This window comes from Halorarius halobius, assembly GCF_024298865.1.
Classification (GTDB): domain Archaea; phylum Halobacteriota; class Halobacteria; order Halobacteriales; family Haloarculaceae; genus Halorarius; species Halorarius halobius.
This window is the reverse complement of the sequence record NZ_CP101161.1, coordinates 2,809,848-2,825,882: the sequence shown is the minus strand read 5'-3', so window position 1 is coordinate 2,825,882 and position 16,035 is coordinate 2,809,848. Positions and strand designations below refer to the sequence as shown.

The window sequence follows — 16,035 nt, the reverse complement described above, 5'->3', positions numbered from 1 at the left end:
TCGCCCGGTTACAGGACGTCCATCTCGTCGAGGCGGGTCGGCAGGTACTCGTCGGTGACGAAGTCCAGCCCGCGGGAGGCCAGCGCCTGCTGTTCGGACTTCTTGCCGATGTCGAGCTGGAGCTGTATCTGCTCGGTCCAGAACTCGGTCTGGAACCGGGGGTCCTCCAGTTCGGATTCGAGGGCGTTCACGTCCGAGTCCGACAGCGGGTCCGACGGCAGGTCGTACTCCTCGATGTCCTGTGGGCGGATGCCGACGAACTCGGCGTCGGGCGTCGCCAGATACTCCGAGAGATGTGCCGACTTGATGGAGCCGTACGACACGGAGCCGAAGATGCGGTACGACCACGGGTCGCCGTCGGTGAACACCACGACAGGGAGGTCGAGTTCGTCGTGGAGCCGTTTGGTGATGCGGCGGGTCGCACGGGCCGGCTGGCCCTTCAGGTGGACGATGATGCTCCCCCACTCCTCGTCGAACCCGTTCTCGACCAGTCGGTCCCGCATGCCGCCGGTCTCCACACAGAGGATGAACTCGGCGTCGTGGTCGAGAAACTCGATGGTGTCGGGGTTGTTGGGAATCTGGTAGCCGCCCTCGCCGACGTCCTCCTGGCAGTGTATCTCGCGTTCACCGCGGCGAGTCTGCTCGCGGAGGTGGAGCGGCCCCATGATGGTCGCGCCCGACTCCTCGGGACGCATGTGGAAGTCCTCGCGGGTGACCCCCGAGACGATTTCGAGGTCCTCGACAAGCTGGTTGGACTCGTCCTGGTCGTTGAACTGCGCGTGCTCGTTGTCCCACGACTCGCTGAGGTAGTACAGTTCACGCAGGGTCGACGAGCGGTCCTCGCCTAGCTGGTTGGCGAGGAACTCGATGGTGTAGATGGCCTTCAGTAGCTTCTTTGCACCACGCACGGAGTTGGCCGAGCGGGTGGTGTGGCGGTCGCCGAGCACCCACACGTCCGCCTCCTCGTCGAACTCGATGTTGGACTTGCTCCGGGTCGGAATCTGCATCGACGGCACGTCGCCGCCGAGGAACTGGTCGTAGAACTTCGAGGCCAGGTCCACGAGTCGCTCGCGGGCCTCCTCGTCTTCGATGTCTGCGGTGGTGTCGACGTTGCTCATGCGTTGACCGTTATCTTCTCGCTTTCCAGCCCTTCGACGGAGATGTCGAAGTCGGCTTCCTCGCTCACGCTGTACTCGATGACGCTCTCCGCGCCGCCCGGCACGTCCGGGTTCCACTTGATGAACCACTCGCCGTCCATCTCGACGACGGTGGCGTCCTCCACGTCGCCGGGGTCCTCGCTCACGATGTCCGTTATTTCCAGCGACGCCGACGTGTCGCCGTGGTTCTGCACCGCGAGCGTGACGGCTCCGTCCTCGATGCGGCGCTCCACGAGGACGTTGTTCATGATGCGAGCAAGCGAGTCGTCGATGTCGAGCGACTCGCGGTCGGTCACTTCCGAGAGCTTCGCGGCCATCTCCGGCAGGATGTCCACGAGGACGTTCTCCTTCCGGCGACGCTTCTCCAGCGACCGCTGTTTGTTCAGATACGACTTCAGCTCGCGGGCCGCCTCCCGGAGCGCGAGCTCTATCTCGTCTTCGATTTCGGGAACGTTCGCCACGGCGTCCTTCGACTCGCTCGTGAACGGGACGTTCGTGGAGGCGACGTGGACCATCAACACGGCCGGCCCGTTCGGCATCCCGCTTCCACCGGGCTGGTCGAGCCCGTAGTTGCGCCAGTTGATGTTCTTGACGACGTCCGTCGTGGAACACGCACCGAGTCGGTAGACGAGCGGCACGCGGTTCGCGAACCGCAACACTTCGACGTTCCCCTCGGCCGGAAGGTCACCCCCGTAGGCGATGCCGGCCTCGACGATGAACGGGTCGCCGCGATGGACCTCGGCGTCGCGGGTGGCCGCGGCGTAGAAGTCGGCGTCGTACTCCTTCCTGAGGCCGGCTTCGACGAGGTCCTCGTCGATAGGCGCGAGACAGTCGGTAGGCGGCGACAGCACGTCCGTCTCCCGCATCGCCTCCAGCAGACGGGCGGCCACGTCGCGGTCGGCCGCCACCTCGGACACCTTCGGCGCGTCGTCGGGGACCGTCTCCATCACGTCCCACAGCGCCTCGACCACCTTCTCGCGGGCCGTCTCGCCGAACGTCGCGTCGTCCGTCTCCTCGGTCATCTCGGCGGAGCGGTCGACGAACTCCGCCAACTGCTCGCGGGTTGCGCGGTTCCGCGTGTCGTCCTGGTCGTCGAACTTCTCGGCGATGCGCCGCGCCAGCCCTTCGACCGCGGCGTCGTCCTTGCGGCTCGTCGTCGCGTCGTCGACGAGTTCGTAGATGTCGCCCGCCCGCTCGCGGGTGACGGCGTACCACGCCGCCGCGACCGCGTTCTCGCGGACGGTCGCGCCGAACGACTTGCCGGACCGCTCCGCGGCGGCCTCGGCGGCCTCGTCGACGACGTCGACCACCGCGGCGTGGGTGACCCGCTCCCGCGTTTCGATGGCGTCGGCCACGTCGGCGGCGAACGCCTTCGTCACCTCCGAGCCCTTGTTGGAGACGGCGGCGGTCACCTCCGCGGTCACGTCCGCGTCTTCGTGGGCTTTCGGCGGCGACCACGCCATCTCGCGGCCGAAGTGGCGGTCGCGGAAACGGTCGACGACGGTGTCGGCCGTCTTGCCGCCGACGCGGGTGAACTCCCCCTGGAGGAATCCCGAGACTGAGTAGGAGTCGGTGGCGTCGAGCATCTTCAACAGCGTGCCGAGTTCGACGCCGTGCGGGTGGGGGCGTATCTCCGAGGTCTCGTCCGGGAGTTGGTCGGTCGCGCGCTCGTACTTCTCGTGGTTCTTCGGCTCCTTGTACTCGAGGCGGGCGTGGGGGTTGACGACCGCCGTGTACTTCATGTACGCTTCCAGTTGCTTGCGGGCCCGCATGTTGGCCTCCATCTCCAACTCGATGCGGGTGCCGTGGGGCCGCTCCCACGACCGTTCCTCGCCGACGTCTATCTCGGGTTCGTTCGTGTCCGTGTCGATGGTCAACTCGAAGTACTGGGCGCTGTTGTTCGCGCCCGTCTTCGACGTTATCTTCGCGGGCTTGCCGGAGGTCAACTGCGAGTAGAGGACGGCCGCGGAGATGCCGATACCCTGCTGGCCCCGTGACTGCTCGCGCGCGTGGAACCGGGAGCCGTACAGCAGTTTCCCGAACACTTTCGGTATCTGCTCCTTCGTGATGCCGGGGCCGTTGTCCTCGACGACGAGCCGGTAGTAGTCGCCCACGTCCTCGATTTCGACGTAGATGTCCGGCAGGATGCCCGCCTCCTCGGTGGCGTCGAGGGCGTTGTCGACGGCCTCCTTGACGGCCGTGACCAGCGCCTTCGCGCCCGAGTCGAAGCCGAGCATCTGCTTGTTCTTCTCGAAGAACTCGGCGATGGAGATGGACCGCTGGGACTGTGCCAACTCCTCCGCGACGGCACCGTCCCCGGCTCCTTCCCCGAGCGTCGACTGGAACGAGGTCATTACGACCACGGTAGCCCGGCGGGGCCTAAAACCCTCGCGGTAGCACGGTGGAAGTAGACGAATCGGGGACAGCATCGGTACGTCGGACGCCCGGCGGACGCGTGGCGTCGGGCCTGTGCGGAGTTGAACCGTGAACCGCGTGCGTTCGCGCGCGCCCGTGGCCTTTATACCGCAACCGGGCATAGGCCGGGTAAGCGCAGATGTCTAACGAACCTAGCTACGGAGCCGACCAGATTCAGGTCCTTGAGGGGCTGGAGGCGGTCCGGAAGCGACCCGCGATGTACGTCGGGTCGACGGACGCCCGGGGGCTCCACCATCTCGTCTACGAGGTGGTCGACAACTCCATCGACGAAGCGCTCGCCGGCTACTGTGACACCATCGAGGTGACCGTCCACGACGACGGCTCCGTCTCGGTGTCCGACGACGGCCGCGGCATCCCCGTCGACACCCACAGCGAGTACGACCGCCCCGCACTGGAGGTCATCATGACCGTCCTCCACGCGGGCGGGAAGTTCGACAACAAGTCGTATCAGGTGTCCGGGGGGCTCCACGGCGTCGGCGTGAGCGTCGTGAACGCGCTCTCCCAGTGGCTCGAAGTCGAGGTGAAACGCGACGGCCACGTCTACCGCCACCGGTTCGACCACGGCGCGCCCGACCAGGAGATGGAGCAGGTCCGCGAGATGGACGCCGACGAGGAGACGGGGACGACCATCCGCTTCTGGCCCGACACCGACATCTTCGAGACGACGGAGTTCACGTTCTCGACGCTGGAGTCGCGGCTTCGGGAACTCGCCTTCCTCAACCCCGGCGTCGAAATCGGCATCGTCGACGAGCGGGACGACCAGGAATCGCGGTTCCAGTACGACGGCGGCATCCGGGAGTTCGTCGAGTATCTCAACGAGACGCGGACCGCGCTCCACGACGAGGTCGTCTACCTCGACGGCGAGGAGCAGGACATCCAGGTCGAAATCGCGATGCAGGCCACCGACGGCGTGCAGGGTTCGGTCCACGCGTTCGCCAACAACATCAACACCCGCGAGGGCGGCACCCACCTGACCGGGTTCAAAACCGCGCTCACCCGCGTCGTCAACGACTACGCGGACGACCACGGACTGGCCGACGACATCGACGAGAACCTCAAGGGCGAGGACATCCGCGAGGGGCTCACGGCGGTCATCTCCATCAAGCACCCCGACCCGCAGTTCGAGGGGCAGACGAAGACGAAACTCGGCAACAGCGAGGTCAGAGGGATAGTCGAGAGCCTGATGCACGAGCAGTTCGCCACCTACCTCGAAGAGCATCCCGACACGGCGGAGGTCATCGTCGGGAAGGCCGTCGAGGCGGCGAAAGCGCGGCTCGCGGCGAAGAAGGCGGAGGAGCTGACGCGCCGGAAGTCGGCGCTGGAATCGACCTCCCTGCCCGGAAAGCTCGCGGACTGTCAGACCCGCGAGCCCGAAGAGGCCGAACTGTTCGTCGTGGAGGGCGACTCCGCGGGCGGCTCCGCGAAACAGGGTCGCAACCCCGAGTTCCAGGCCATCCTCCCGCTCCGTGGGAAGATACTCAACGTCGAGAAACACCGGCTCGACCGCATCCTCGAGAACGACCAGATTCGGAACCTCATCACCGCCATCGGGACGGGCATCGGCGAGGAGTTCGACATCGAGGACGCCCGTTACCAGAAGATAATCATGATGACCGACGCCGACGTGGACGGCGCGCACATCCGCACGCTCCTGCTCACGTTCCTCTACCGGCACATGACGCCGCTCATCGAGGCCGGCTACGTGTACGCCGCACAGCCACCCCTCTACCGGATTCGCTACCGCGGCGAGACGTACGACGCCATGACCGAGGCCGAGCGGGAGCGCATCATCGAGGAGGAGTGTGGCGGTACGCCCGACCAGGTCCAGCGGTTCAAGGGGCTCGGCGAGATGAACCCCGAACAGCTGTGGGACACGACGATGGACCCCGAGCACCGCATCCTCAAGCAGGTCACCATCGAGGACGCCGCCGCGGCCGACCGGATGTTCTCGGTGCTGATGGGTGACGCCGTCGAACCGCGCAAGCAGTTCATCAAGGAGCACTCCGAGGACGCGGAGTGGGTGGACATATGAGCGCCGACGACCAGCCCGACGTCCCCGCACAGCGGGTCGAGAACGTCCGCATCGAGGACGAGATGGAGCAGTCGTACATCGACTACGCGATGTCGGTCATCGTCGGGCGCGCGCTCCCCGACGCCCGCGACGGCCTCAAGCCGGTCCAGCGGCGCATCCTCTACGCGATGCACGAGGCGGGCGTCACCTCGAACGCGGGCCACCGCAAGTCCTCGAACATCGTCGGGGACACGATGGGCAACTACCACCCGCACGGCGACTCGGCCATCTACGACGCCCTCGCGCGGATGGCACAGGAGTTCTCGCTACGGTATCCACTCATCGACGGCCAGGGGAACTTCGGCTCCATCGACGGCGACCCGCCCGCGGCCATGCGGTACACGGAGGCGCGGATGGCACCGCTCGCGGAGGAGTTGCTCGCCGACATCGAGGAGGACACCGTCGACTTCTCCTCGAACTACGACGACCGCCTGACTGAACCCGACGTACTGCCGGCGAAAGTGCCGAACCTGCTTCTGAACGGCGCCTCCGGCATCGCCGTCGGCATGTCGACGAACATCCCGCCGCACAACCTCCGGGAGATAGTCGACGCCTGCATCCACGTCATCGACAACCCCGACTGTTCGGTGCGTGACCTCATCGCCGGCCCGGATGGCGACGGTCCGGTCAAGGGGCCGGACTTCCCGACGGGCGCGAACATCGTCGGCCGGGAGGGCATCTACGACGCGTACACGACCGGTCGGGGACGGCTCCGCGTCCGCGCGGAGATGGACGTCGAGCGGAACGACTCCGGCGGCGACCGCATCGTCATCTCGGAGTTGCCGTATCAGGAGAACAAGGCCCGACGCATCGAACGCATCGCCGAGGACGTCACCGAAGGGAAAATCGAGGGCATCTCGGACATCCGCGACGAGTCCGACCGCGAGGGGGTCCGCGTCGTCATCGACCTCAAGCGCGGTGCGAACACCGACGTGGTGAAGAACAAACTGCTGGAGTCGCATCTCGAGCGCACGTTCTCGGTCATCTCGCTGGCGCTGGTCGACGGGCAACCGCGGGTGCTGAATCTGAAGGAACTCGTCGAGGAGTACGTCGACCACCGGAAGGAGGTCGTCCGCCGGCGCACCCAGTTCCGACTCGACGAGGCCGAGGACCGCGCGCACATCCTCGAAGGTCGGCTGGTCGCGCTCGACAACGTCGACGGCGTGGTCGAACTCATCCGCAACAGCGAGGACCGCGACGCCGCCAAGGAAGGCCTGCAGGAGGAGTACGACCTCACACAGGACCAGTCCGAGCACATCGTCCGGATGCAACTCGGCTCGCTCACCTCGATGGAGGCCGGCGAGGTCCAGGAGGAGTACGAGGAGGTGCAGGCGACCATCGAGCGCCTCGAGACCATCCTCGCAGACGAGTCGGAACTGCTGGGCGTCATCAAGTCGGAACTCCGCGAGATGCGCGAGGAGTACGGCGACGACCGCCGCACCTCCATCGTCGAGGACTACGGCTCCGTCACCCGCGAGGACCTCATCCCCGACGAGGACGTCGTGGTCGTCCTGACCGAGGAGGACTACGTGAAGCGGATGCCGCTCTCGGAGTTCGACCCCCAGCACCGGGGCGGGAAGGGTATCATCGGCGTCCGCCCGAAGGACGGCGACCGCGTCTCGACGGTGTTCCACGCCAGCACCCACGACTCGCTGATGGTGTTCACGAACCGCGGGCAGGTGTACCGGCTGAAGGTGTACGAACTCCCGGAGATGGGACGGACCGCACGCGGCACGAACGCGGTGAACGTCCTCGACCTCGACTCCGAGGAGGACGTGACCGCCGTCGTCAACCTCGAAGAGTTGGAGGCCGACGACGGTAGCTACCTGGCGATGGCGACGAAGAACGGCTACGTGAAGCGCACCGAACTCTCCGCGTTCGAGAACGTCCACTCCGGCGGCATCCGCGCGACGAAACTGGAGGACGGCGACCGCCTCGTCGACGTCGAGGTCACGGACGGCGACCAGGACCTCGTCATCGGCACCCGCCGTGGCATGACCATCCGCTTCGACGAGGACGAGGCCCGGTCGATGGGCCGGTCCGCTCGCGGCGTCAACGGCATCAAACTGCAGTCCGGCGACCAGGTGGCCGGCATCGTCGCCACCGACGACGCCGACGACCGGGACCTGCTCACGGTCACCCGGAACGGCTACGGGAAACGCACCGCGCTCTCGGAGTACCGCAAGCAGTCCCGCTACGGGAAGGGACTGGTCGACATCAAGACCAGCGAGCGCAACGGCGAAGCGTGTTCGCTGTCTGCAGTCTCGCCCGGCGACGGTCTCGTCATCATGAGCGAGTCCGGCCAGATAATGCGCACCCACGTCGACGAGGTGTCCCGGCAGGGACGCAACACGATGGGCGTGAAGGTGATGGACTTAGACGAGGGCGACTGGGTCGCCGGCGTCGACGTCGTCACCGAGCGGGTCGACGCCGACGAGTCGGACGCCCCGGAGGAGGCGACAGGCGACGCTGACGCCGACGAGTCGGGCGACGAGTAGCGTCCGTCGGCCGCCGCCGAACGCTGTTTTGCACACGTCGCAACGCTTTTGTCCACCAGCGGGCAGATTCGGTCACATGTCCGACAGCGAGTTCCCCGACGAGTTCGACGGGTTCGGCGGCCGACACGTCCCCGAACCGCTCCTGGAACCGCTCGCCCAACTGGCGGCCGCGTTCGAGGACATCGTCCCGAGCGAGGCGTTCCAGGAGCAGTTCCGGGACATCCTCGCGTCGTACGCCGGCCGGCCGACGCCGCTGTACCACGCCGAGAACCTCAGCGAGGAGTACGGCGCCGACATCTACCTCAAGCGCGAGGACCTACTCCACGGCGGCGCCCACAAGATAAACAACACCGTCGGACAGGCCCTGCTGGCGAAGAAAGCCGGAAAAGAGCGGCTCATCGCGGAGACCGGCGCCGGCCAGCACGGCACCGCGACGGCGATGGTCGGGGCGCTGTTCGACCTCGACACGGAGATTTACATGGGGAAGAAGGACGTCGAGCGCCAGAAGATGAACGTCTTCCGGATGCGGTTGATGGGCGCGGAGGTGAACGAGGTTACCCGCGGCGGTTCGGGGCTGGCGGACGCCGTCGACGCGGCGCTGGAGGACTTCGCGGCGAACGTCGAGGACACCCACTACCTCGTCGGGAGCGTCGTCGGCCCCGACCCGTTCCCGCGGATGGTCCGGGAGTTCCAGTCGGTCATCGGCGAGGAGGCCCGCGAGCAGTTCCGCGAGCGGACTGGCGAGTTGCCGGACGCCTGCGTCGCCTGCGTCGGCGGCGGGTCGAACGCCATCGGCCTGTTCCACGCGTTCCGCGACGACGACGTGGCCTTTTACGGCGGCGAAGGCGGCGGCGAGGGCGCGGATTCGAAGCGCCACGCCGCACCCCTCGCGGCGGGCAACGAGGACGTCATCCACGGGATGAAGACGCGCGTCATCGACGACGACGTGGAGGTCCACTCGGTGTCGGCGGGCCTCGATTACCCGGGCGTTGGCCCCGAGCATGCGATGTTCCGCGAGGTCGGTCGCTGTGAGTATCGCGGCATCACGGACGACGAGGCGCTCGACGCCTTCAGGACGCTCGCGGAGACGGAGGGCATCATTCCCGCACTGGAGTCGAGTCACGGCCTCGCGCTCGCGAAGCAACTCGCCGAGGAGGGGGACCACGAAACCATCCTCGTCAACCTCTCGGGCCGCGGCGACAAGGACATGGAGCAGGCCGCGGAGCAGTTCGACCTGAGCTAGCGGTCGAGCAGTTCCTCGTACTCCTCGCTCGTCATCCCCACGTTCTCGGCGACCTTGCTGTCGACCAGTTCCGGTTCGTCCGGGCTGGAGGCGACCCGGCGTGCGAGCAGTCCCAGCCCCAGCGTCAGCGCACCGAGCGGCACGAGAACGGCGGCCATCGTGACGGCGGGCGGGACCGCGACGTCCGCGGCGGCCACCCACACCAGCACGACCGGCGGCACGGCGAACGCCGCCAGCAGGGCCACGACGGCACGCCGTCCGAACCCGCGCTCGTCAGCCATACCTCCCTCAAGGAACCGGTGCCACTAAACCGTACCGTGCGCGGATGGAAACGCCGATACGCGCGGGGCGCCTGCACCTATCCGTGACGACCCCCGCCGGACTCCGGACAGCCCTCGACCCGACCGTCCCGGACGCACGGGGCGGTCGGTGACCGTGTCCCGCGGCCAGCGCGTGTACGACTGGTGGGCAGACCACCAGCGCCTGTTCCGACTGCTCTCGGAAGCGGCGTTCGGCGGCCGCCACGACGAACTCAGGAGTCGCTCCGTGGGCGCGCTCCGACTGAACGCCGGCGAACGGGTGCTCGACGTCGCGTGCGGGCCAGGGGTCAACTTCGACCGCCTCGCGTACCCGGTCGGCCCGGAGGGGCGGGTCGTCGGCGTCGACTACTCGGCGGCGATGGTCCGGCGCGGCCGGCGGCGGGCGCGGGGCGACGACCGGGTCAGCGTCCTCCGCGGGGACGCCGAGCGGCTTCCCGTTTCGGACGGTGCGTTCGACGCGGCGTACTCCTCGCTGTCGGTGAGTGCGATGGCCGACCCCGAGCGCGCGCTCAGGGAGGCGTACCGGGTTCTCCGTCCCGGCGGTCGGGTCGTGGTCCTCGATGCCCAGCCGTACCAGTCGGGGCCGGGTCGTCTGGTGAACCCACTCGTGAACCGGGTGTCCGCGTGGGCGACGAACTGGCGGCCGGACGTGAACGTGCCGGCGCTACTCGACGAGGTGTTCGACGAGAGCGACGCCGAGACGTTCAACGCGGGGACCCTGTTCATCGGCGTCGGGCGCAAGCGGGCGTGATGTCTCCGAAATCCGGTCAGAGGATGCGCTTTCCGACCGCGGAGGCGACCAACTCGACGGCGAGTTCGGCGGTGGCGTTGTGCTGGTCGAGGATGGGGTTGACCTCCACGACTTCCATCGACCGGACCACGTCGAGGTGGTCGGCGACGTACTCCATGGCGGCGTGAGCCTCGCGGTAGGTCGCGCCCCCGCGAACGGGCGTCCCGACGCCCGGCGCCTCGTTGGGGTCCAGGAAGTCCATGTCGAGCGAGACGTGGATGCCGTCGGTGCCGTCCGTGGCGACCGCGAAGGCGTCCTCGACGACGTCGGTCAGCCCGCGGTCGTCGATGTCCGACATCGTGAACACCGAGACGCCGCTGTCGCGCAACGCTTCCTGTTCGGCGTCGTCGAGCGAGCGGATGCCGACCATGGCGACGTTCTCCTCGCTGACCGTCGGGGCGTACGCCCAGTCGGCGTCTGCGAACTCGCCGCGGCCCAGGACCGCGGCGACGGGCATCCCGTGGACGTTCCCCGAGGGCGTGGTCGCGGGCGTGTTGAAGTCGCCGTGGGCGTCGAACCAGACGACGCCCGTCGACCCGGCGCGTGCGCTCCCGCCGATAGAGCCGATGGCGATTGAGTGGTCGCCCCCGAGCACCAGCGGGAACTCGCCGGCCGCGAGCGCCTCCTCGACCGTCTCGCGGAGGTCACGACAGACCTGTTCGGTCTCGGCGAGGTACTTCGCGTCCACCGCGTCGCCGTCGCCCGATGAGAGCTCCGGGCGGGGAACCGAGAGGTCGCCCACGTCGACGCAGGTGTGACCGATGTCGTCGAGGGTGTCCGCGAGGCCGGCGTAGCGAATGGCGGACGGACCCATGTCGACGCCACGGCGGTCGGCACCGAGGTCCATCGGCACGCCTATGAGACGAACGTTCATGCCGACGGCTACTGCCGCCGGGGGTTTATGGCCCCCGGTCTCGCCGTTGGCCCCCCATAACTACGTGCGAAACGGGCGTTGCTCCCGGGGATGCGTCTCATCCGGCTACTCGTCGGGGCCGACGACCGCGAGACGGTTGCGGGCGTCCTCGACGAGGAGGGTATCGACTTCGTCGTGACCGACGAGGAGAGCCACGAAGGAGCCACAGTTGTCGAGTTCCCCCTGCCCGTCCAGGCGGTCGACGCGGTGTTCGAGGCGCTCGACGAGGCGGGCGTCGACGCCGAGACGTACTCGGTGGTCGCCAACGCGGAGACGGCGACGACCGACCGGTTCGACGAACTCGAGGCACGCTACGTCGAGGGGACCGAGGAGTCCGACAGCGTCGCCGGCGAGGAGGTGCGCACGAAAGCGCGGTCGTTGCTTCCCGACGCCCGCACCTACTACGCGATGACGGTGTTGAGCGTGGTGGTCGCCACGGCCGGCCTCCTGCTCGACTCCCCCGCGGTGGTCATCGGTGCGATGGCCATCGCCCCACAGGTCGGGGCGGCCATCACCGCCTGCGTCGGCACCGTCGTCGGCGAACGGGGGATGCGACGCGACGGCGTCCGCTCGCTCGTGCTGGGGCTGGTGATGGCCGTCGTCGGCGCCGTCGTGTTCGGATGGCTGTTCCGCAACGCCGGCTTCTTCGCGCCCGCGCTGGACGTGACGACGGTCGAGCAGATCAGCACCCGTATCTCACCGGGCCTGCTGTCGCTACTGTTGGGACTGTGTGCTGGCTCCGCCGCGGCGTTCGGGGTCGCCACGGACCTCCCGCTGTCGCTGGTCGGCGTCGCAATCGCGGCGGCCGTCGTCCCCGCCGCGGCCGCCGTCGGCATCGGCGTCGTCTGGGGTCTTCCGCTGGTCGCGCTCGGCGCGGCGGTGCTTCTGGTCATCAACACCACGACCATACTGCTGTCCGGTACCGCGACGCTGTGGTATCTCGGCTACCGGCCGGACGACTGGGAGCCCGGGTCCCACCGTCGGAACCTGACGCGCCACGCCCGAACGCTGGCCGTTGTGGTCGCGTTGCTCCTGGTGTTCTCGGCGCCTGCCGTGGCGATGGTCGACCACGTCCGACTGGAGAACACCGCCAACGGCGTGGTTCAGGACACCCTCGAACGGCCCGAGTACCGCGAGTTGACGCTCGTCTCGGTGCAGACCGAGTTCACGGACCTCGGACTGCTCGGTGTCACCCAGGAGATAACCGTCACCGTCGCCCGACCGGACGGGTGGGCCTACCCCAGGTTCGCGACGACCATCGACGAGGAGGTGACGGTGCGGGCGGACCAGCCGGTCGTCGTCACCGTCGAGTTCGTCGACCAGCAGGTGTCCGAGGGGGACGGGCAGGCGGCGCGTCTCGACCGTCAGAGATACTGGTCGCAGACGCGACGAAGCCCCTCGTCGAATCCGATTTCGGGCTCCCATCCCGTCGCCTCGTGCATCTTCGAGGGGTCGGCCATCGTGTGGTGGACGTAGTTGCGCATCGTGTTCTCCTCGTACACCGGGTCGACGTCCGTGCCGAGCACGTCGTTGAGCCGCTCGACGAGTTCGTTCAGCGAGTAGGACTCGCCGGTGCCGAGGTTGTAGACGCCGTCGAGCCGTTCGTCGGCCGCGAGTTCCAAACCGCGCACGATGTCGTCGACGTGGGTGAAGTCGCGGGTCTGCGTCCCGTCGCCCCAAATTTCGGGGGACTCCCCGCGGGCTATCTCGTCGGCGAACTGCGCGATGAGGTTGGCGTACTCCCCTTTGTGCTCCTCGGCGCCACCGAACCCCTGGTAGACGGAGAAGAACCGCATCCCGGCCATCGACATGCCGTGGAAGTTGGAGTAGTACTCGCCGTAGCGCTCCCGGGCGAGTTTCGACGCCTCGTAGCCGGTCCGGGCCTTGACGTCCATCGATTCGGGCGACGGCTCGGTCATGTCGCCGTAGATGGAGGAGGTGGACGCGTACACGACGGTGTCACAGCCCTCCTCGCGCACCTGCTCGACCGTGTTGATGAACCCCTCGACGTTGACCCGCGCGCCGCGGGCGGGGTCCTCCTCGTGCATCGCCCGCGAGGACAGCGCCGCCAGATGGAACAGGACGTCGACGTCCGCCGGCAGGTCGTCGTCCAGCACCGAGGCGTCGACGAACTCCACGTCGTCGTCGAGGTTCTCGGGCGTGCCGAGATAGCAGTCGTCGAGTGCGATGACGTCGTTGTCGCCCGCGAGATGGTTGGCGAGGTTCGAGCCGATGAACCCTGCACCCCCCGTCACGAGCACGCGTTCGCCGTTCATACCGGGTGCGGTAGGCCCGACGACAAGTGCGTGTCGGTCCCCGTCCCAGAGGTTGACGAGAATTTGATAAATCACCGTAGCATCACGGTCAGGGGCGGCGGCGATTCACCCGGAACGGGGGGCGGGAGATTCACCGCCGGACTTAAGGGACGGAGTACCGAATTAAAGTTAATGTCATCAATCGAACTCACCCCCTCGCAGAAGAAGATACTCGAGGCGCTCATCAACCTCTACCGTGACACCGAATCCGCGGTGAAAGGCGAGGACATCGCCGAGGAAGTGGACCGGAACCCGGGCACCATCCGCAACCAGATGCAGAGTCTGAAGGCACTGCAGTTGGTCGAGGGCGTACCCGGGCCGAAGGGTGGCTACAAGCCGACGGGCAACGCGTACGACGCCCTCGAGATACAGGAGATGGACCAGGCGGCCGACGTCCCGTTCCGACACAACGACGAACTCGTCGAGGGCGCGAACGTCCAGGAGATAGACCTGACGAGCGTCCACCACCCCGAACTCTGCCGGGCGGAGATTCGCCTCCAGGGCTCCATCGGCGACTTCCACGAGGGCGACTCCATCAGCGTCGGCCCGACGCCGCTGTCGAAACTGCTCATCGAGGGCACCCTCGAGGGCAAGGACGACACCAACAACAGCCTCATCCTCACCATCGACAACATGGAGGCACCCGCCGGCGGCGAGGAGCCCGCCCACTGACGAACTGAAGAGTATTTCTCTTCGATTGGTACGTTCTAACACCACGAGCCGAGCGTGCCGAACGCGCAAGGCTTGCCGGCTCCATGGGGCGATTCCGCAGGGTTTGTATCCGATGACCACCCAGCCTCGGGCATGACAGACGACGTCGTCGTGCTGGGCTCGGGGTACGCCGGGACCGGTGCGGTGCTGAAGCTCGAACGCGAGCTGGACGACGAGGCGGACCTCACCTGGATCTCGGACGTCGACCACCATCTCGTACTCCACGAGTCGCACCGCTGTATCCGGAATCCGGACGTGCAGGACAAGATAACTTTCCCGTGTGAGGAGATCAAGTCCCCCTCGACGCGGTTCATCAACGCAAGCGTCGAGGACCTCGACACCGACGCCCGGACGGTCCATCTCGACGACGACTCCACGGTCGACTACGACTACGTGCTGGTCGCGTTCGGCTCCCAGACCGCCTTCTTCGGCATCGACGGGCTCCGGGAGCACTCGCTGACGCTGAAGGGGCTCGACGACGCCCTCGAGATTCACGAGGAGGTGAAGACGGCCGCGAAGGAGGCCACGCGCGACGACCCCGCGCAGGTGGTCGTCGGCGGTGCCGGGCTCTCCGGCATCCAGGCCGCCGGCGAGATAGCGGAGTTCCGCGACAAGCATCGGGCGCCCATCGAGATCAAACTCGTCGAGGGGCTGGACAACGTGTTCCCGAACAACGACCCCGTCGTGCAGGCGAAACTCGCCAAACTGCTGGAGGAGAAGGACGTCGACGTCCTGACCGGCGAGTTCATCGGCGAGGTCGACGAGGAGACCGTCTACGTCGGCGACGACGCCGAACTCGACTACGACGTACTGCTGTGGACGGGCGGCATCACCGGCCAGGACGCCGCCCGCGAAATCGAGGTCGACCAGGACGACCGCTCGCACCGCATCAACGCGGAGGCCGACTTCCGGACGAGCGACGAGCGGGTGTTCGCCATCGGCGACGCGGCGCTCGTCGACCAACCCGGCCAGGAGATGCCCGCGCCGCCGACCGCACAGGCCGCCTGGCAGGCCGCCGAGGTCGCCGGCGAGAACCTCGCGCGGGCCGCCCGCGGCCAGTCGCTCGACACCTGGACCCACAAGGACAAGGGGACGGTCATCTCGGTCGGCGACGAGGCCGTCGCCCACGACGTGATGTATCTCGACAGCGTCATCGACACGTTCGGCGGCCCCGTCGCCGAAATGCTCAAGAAGGGTATCGCCGCCCGCTGGATAAACGACGTCGCCGGGCCCTCCGCCGCGCTGAAGGCCTGGGGCGACATGTAGCTGTCACCCCGGCGAACTGCGTCTCAGGACTCCGTTTTCCCCTCGTCGGACCGCCGTTCCCGTTCCGCTTCGAGTTCCGCGACCCGGGTTTCGAGTTCGTCGATTCGGCTCTCCTCGCTGTCCACGTTCGCCCCGACGGCGAGCGCGAGTCCGGTCCCGGTCACGAAGCCAAGCGCGGCCCAGGCCGGCCCGACGAACAGTCCGGCGACGAACCCCACAGCACCCACGACCAGCGGGACGACCACCGTCCCGACGAGCGAATCGTCGCGCGCGAGGCGCATGGACGGTGTCTCGTCACGCGCCGGCAAGAATGTC

The 16,035-nt window shown here is 67.4% G+C and carries 13 protein-coding genes; 7 read left to right on the top strand and 6 right to left on the bottom strand.

From position 1 onward, the window contains the following. Nucleotides 1–8 precede the first annotated feature (8 nt). Nucleotides 9–1,118 (bottom strand): DNA topoisomerase IV subunit A, encoded by a 1,110-nt coding sequence (locus tag NL112_RS15075; RefSeq protein WP_255149669.1) that lies wholly within the window; start codon nucleotides 1,116–1,118, stop codon nucleotides 9–11. Further along, nucleotides 1,115–3,511 (bottom strand): DNA topoisomerase VI subunit B, encoded by a 2,397-nt coding sequence (locus tag NL112_RS15070; RefSeq protein WP_255149668.1) that lies wholly within the window; start codon nucleotides 3,509–3,511, stop codon nucleotides 1,115–1,117. Before NL112_RS15070 ends, NL112_RS15075 begins: the two co-directional genes overlap by 4 nt. Nucleotides 3,512–3,711: 200 nt before the next feature. Between NL112_RS15070 and gyrB the strand changes: the two genes are divergently transcribed. The 3 genes from gyrB (at nucleotide 3,712) to trpB (ending at nucleotide 9,405) form a co-directional block, all read left to right on the top strand. Further along, nucleotides 3,712–5,625, top strand: coding sequence for a DNA topoisomerase (ATP-hydrolyzing) subunit B (gene gyrB, locus NL112_RS15065; RefSeq protein ID WP_255149667.1), 1,914 nt, complete (start codon nucleotides 3,712–3,714; stop codon nucleotides 5,623–5,625). Continuing rightward, the gene (gene gyrA / locus NL112_RS15060; RefSeq protein WP_255149666.1) at nucleotides 5,622–8,162 is read left to right on the top strand and encodes a DNA gyrase subunit A; all 2,541 of its coding nucleotides are present in this window, start codon (nucleotides 5,622–5,624) and stop codon (nucleotides 8,160–8,162) included. The genes gyrB and gyrA overlap by 4 nt, the downstream gene beginning before the upstream one ends. Before the next feature lie 76 nt (nucleotides 8,163–8,238). Further along, on the top strand, nucleotides 8,239–9,405 hold the full coding sequence (trpB, locus tag NL112_RS15055) for a tryptophan synthase subunit beta (protein WP_255149665.1): 1,167 nt from the start codon (nucleotides 8,239–8,241) through the stop codon (nucleotides 9,403–9,405). On the opposite strand, the gene NL112_RS15050 is transcribed toward trpB, so the two are convergent. Then, nucleotides 9,402–9,686 carry a hypothetical protein gene (locus NL112_RS15050; RefSeq protein WP_255149664.1) on the bottom strand — a complete coding sequence of 95 codons (285 nt, stop codon included), beginning with the start codon at nucleotides 9,684–9,686 and terminating at the stop codon, nucleotides 9,402–9,404. The two genes, trpB and NL112_RS15050, sit on opposite strands and share 4 nt — an antisense overlap. A gap of 148 nt (nucleotides 9,687–9,834) precedes the next feature. On the opposite strand from NL112_RS15050, the gene NL112_RS15045 reads away from it, so the two are divergent. After that, nucleotides 9,835–10,476: a methyltransferase domain-containing protein gene (locus NL112_RS15045; protein ID WP_255149663.1), complete on the top strand. Its 642-nt coding sequence runs from the start codon at nucleotides 9,835–9,837 to the stop codon at nucleotides 10,474–10,476. Between the two features lie 16 nt (nucleotides 10,477–10,492). On the opposite strand, the gene rocF is transcribed toward NL112_RS15045, so the two are convergent. Then, nucleotides 10,493–11,389, bottom strand: coding sequence for an arginase (rocF, locus tag NL112_RS15040; RefSeq protein WP_255149662.1), 897 nt, complete (start codon nucleotides 11,387–11,389; stop codon nucleotides 10,493–10,495). 90 nt (nucleotides 11,390–11,479) lie between these two features. Between rocF and NL112_RS15035 the strand changes: the two genes are divergently transcribed. Continuing rightward, nucleotides 11,480–12,904, top strand: coding sequence for a DUF389 domain-containing protein (locus tag NL112_RS15035; RefSeq protein ID WP_255149661.1), 1,425 nt, complete (start codon nucleotides 11,480–11,482; stop codon nucleotides 12,902–12,904). On the opposite strand, the gene NL112_RS15030 is transcribed toward NL112_RS15035, so the two are convergent. Next, nucleotides 12,793–13,704, bottom strand: coding sequence for an NAD-dependent epimerase/dehydratase family protein (locus NL112_RS15030; RefSeq protein ID WP_255149660.1), 912 nt, complete (start codon nucleotides 13,702–13,704; stop codon nucleotides 12,793–12,795). The two genes, NL112_RS15035 and NL112_RS15030, sit on opposite strands and share 112 nt — an antisense overlap. Before the next feature lie 171 nt (nucleotides 13,705–13,875). Here NL112_RS15030 and NL112_RS15025 point away from each other — a divergent pair, with 171 nt between their 5' ends. Both NL112_RS15025 and NL112_RS15020 read left to right on the top strand, forming a co-directional pair. Beyond that, entirely contained in the window at nucleotides 13,876–14,415 is a 540-nt protein-coding gene (locus tag NL112_RS15025) for an Rrf2 family transcriptional regulator (protein ID WP_255149659.1), read from the top strand. A 132-nt stretch (nucleotides 14,416–14,547) separates the two neighbouring features. Beyond that, the gene (locus tag NL112_RS15020; protein WP_255149658.1) at nucleotides 14,548–15,720 is read left to right on the top strand and encodes an NAD(P)/FAD-dependent oxidoreductase; all 1,173 of its coding nucleotides are present in this window, start codon (nucleotides 14,548–14,550) and stop codon (nucleotides 15,718–15,720) included. 23 nt (nucleotides 15,721–15,743) lie between these two features. Here the strand turns inward: NL112_RS15020 and NL112_RS15015 are convergent, their stop codons facing one another. Beyond that, a complete protein-coding gene (locus NL112_RS15015) occupies nucleotides 15,744–16,001 on the bottom strand; it encodes a hypothetical protein (protein ID WP_255149657.1) in 258 nt (85 codons plus the stop codon). Nucleotides 16,002–16,035: the final 34 nt, after the last annotated feature.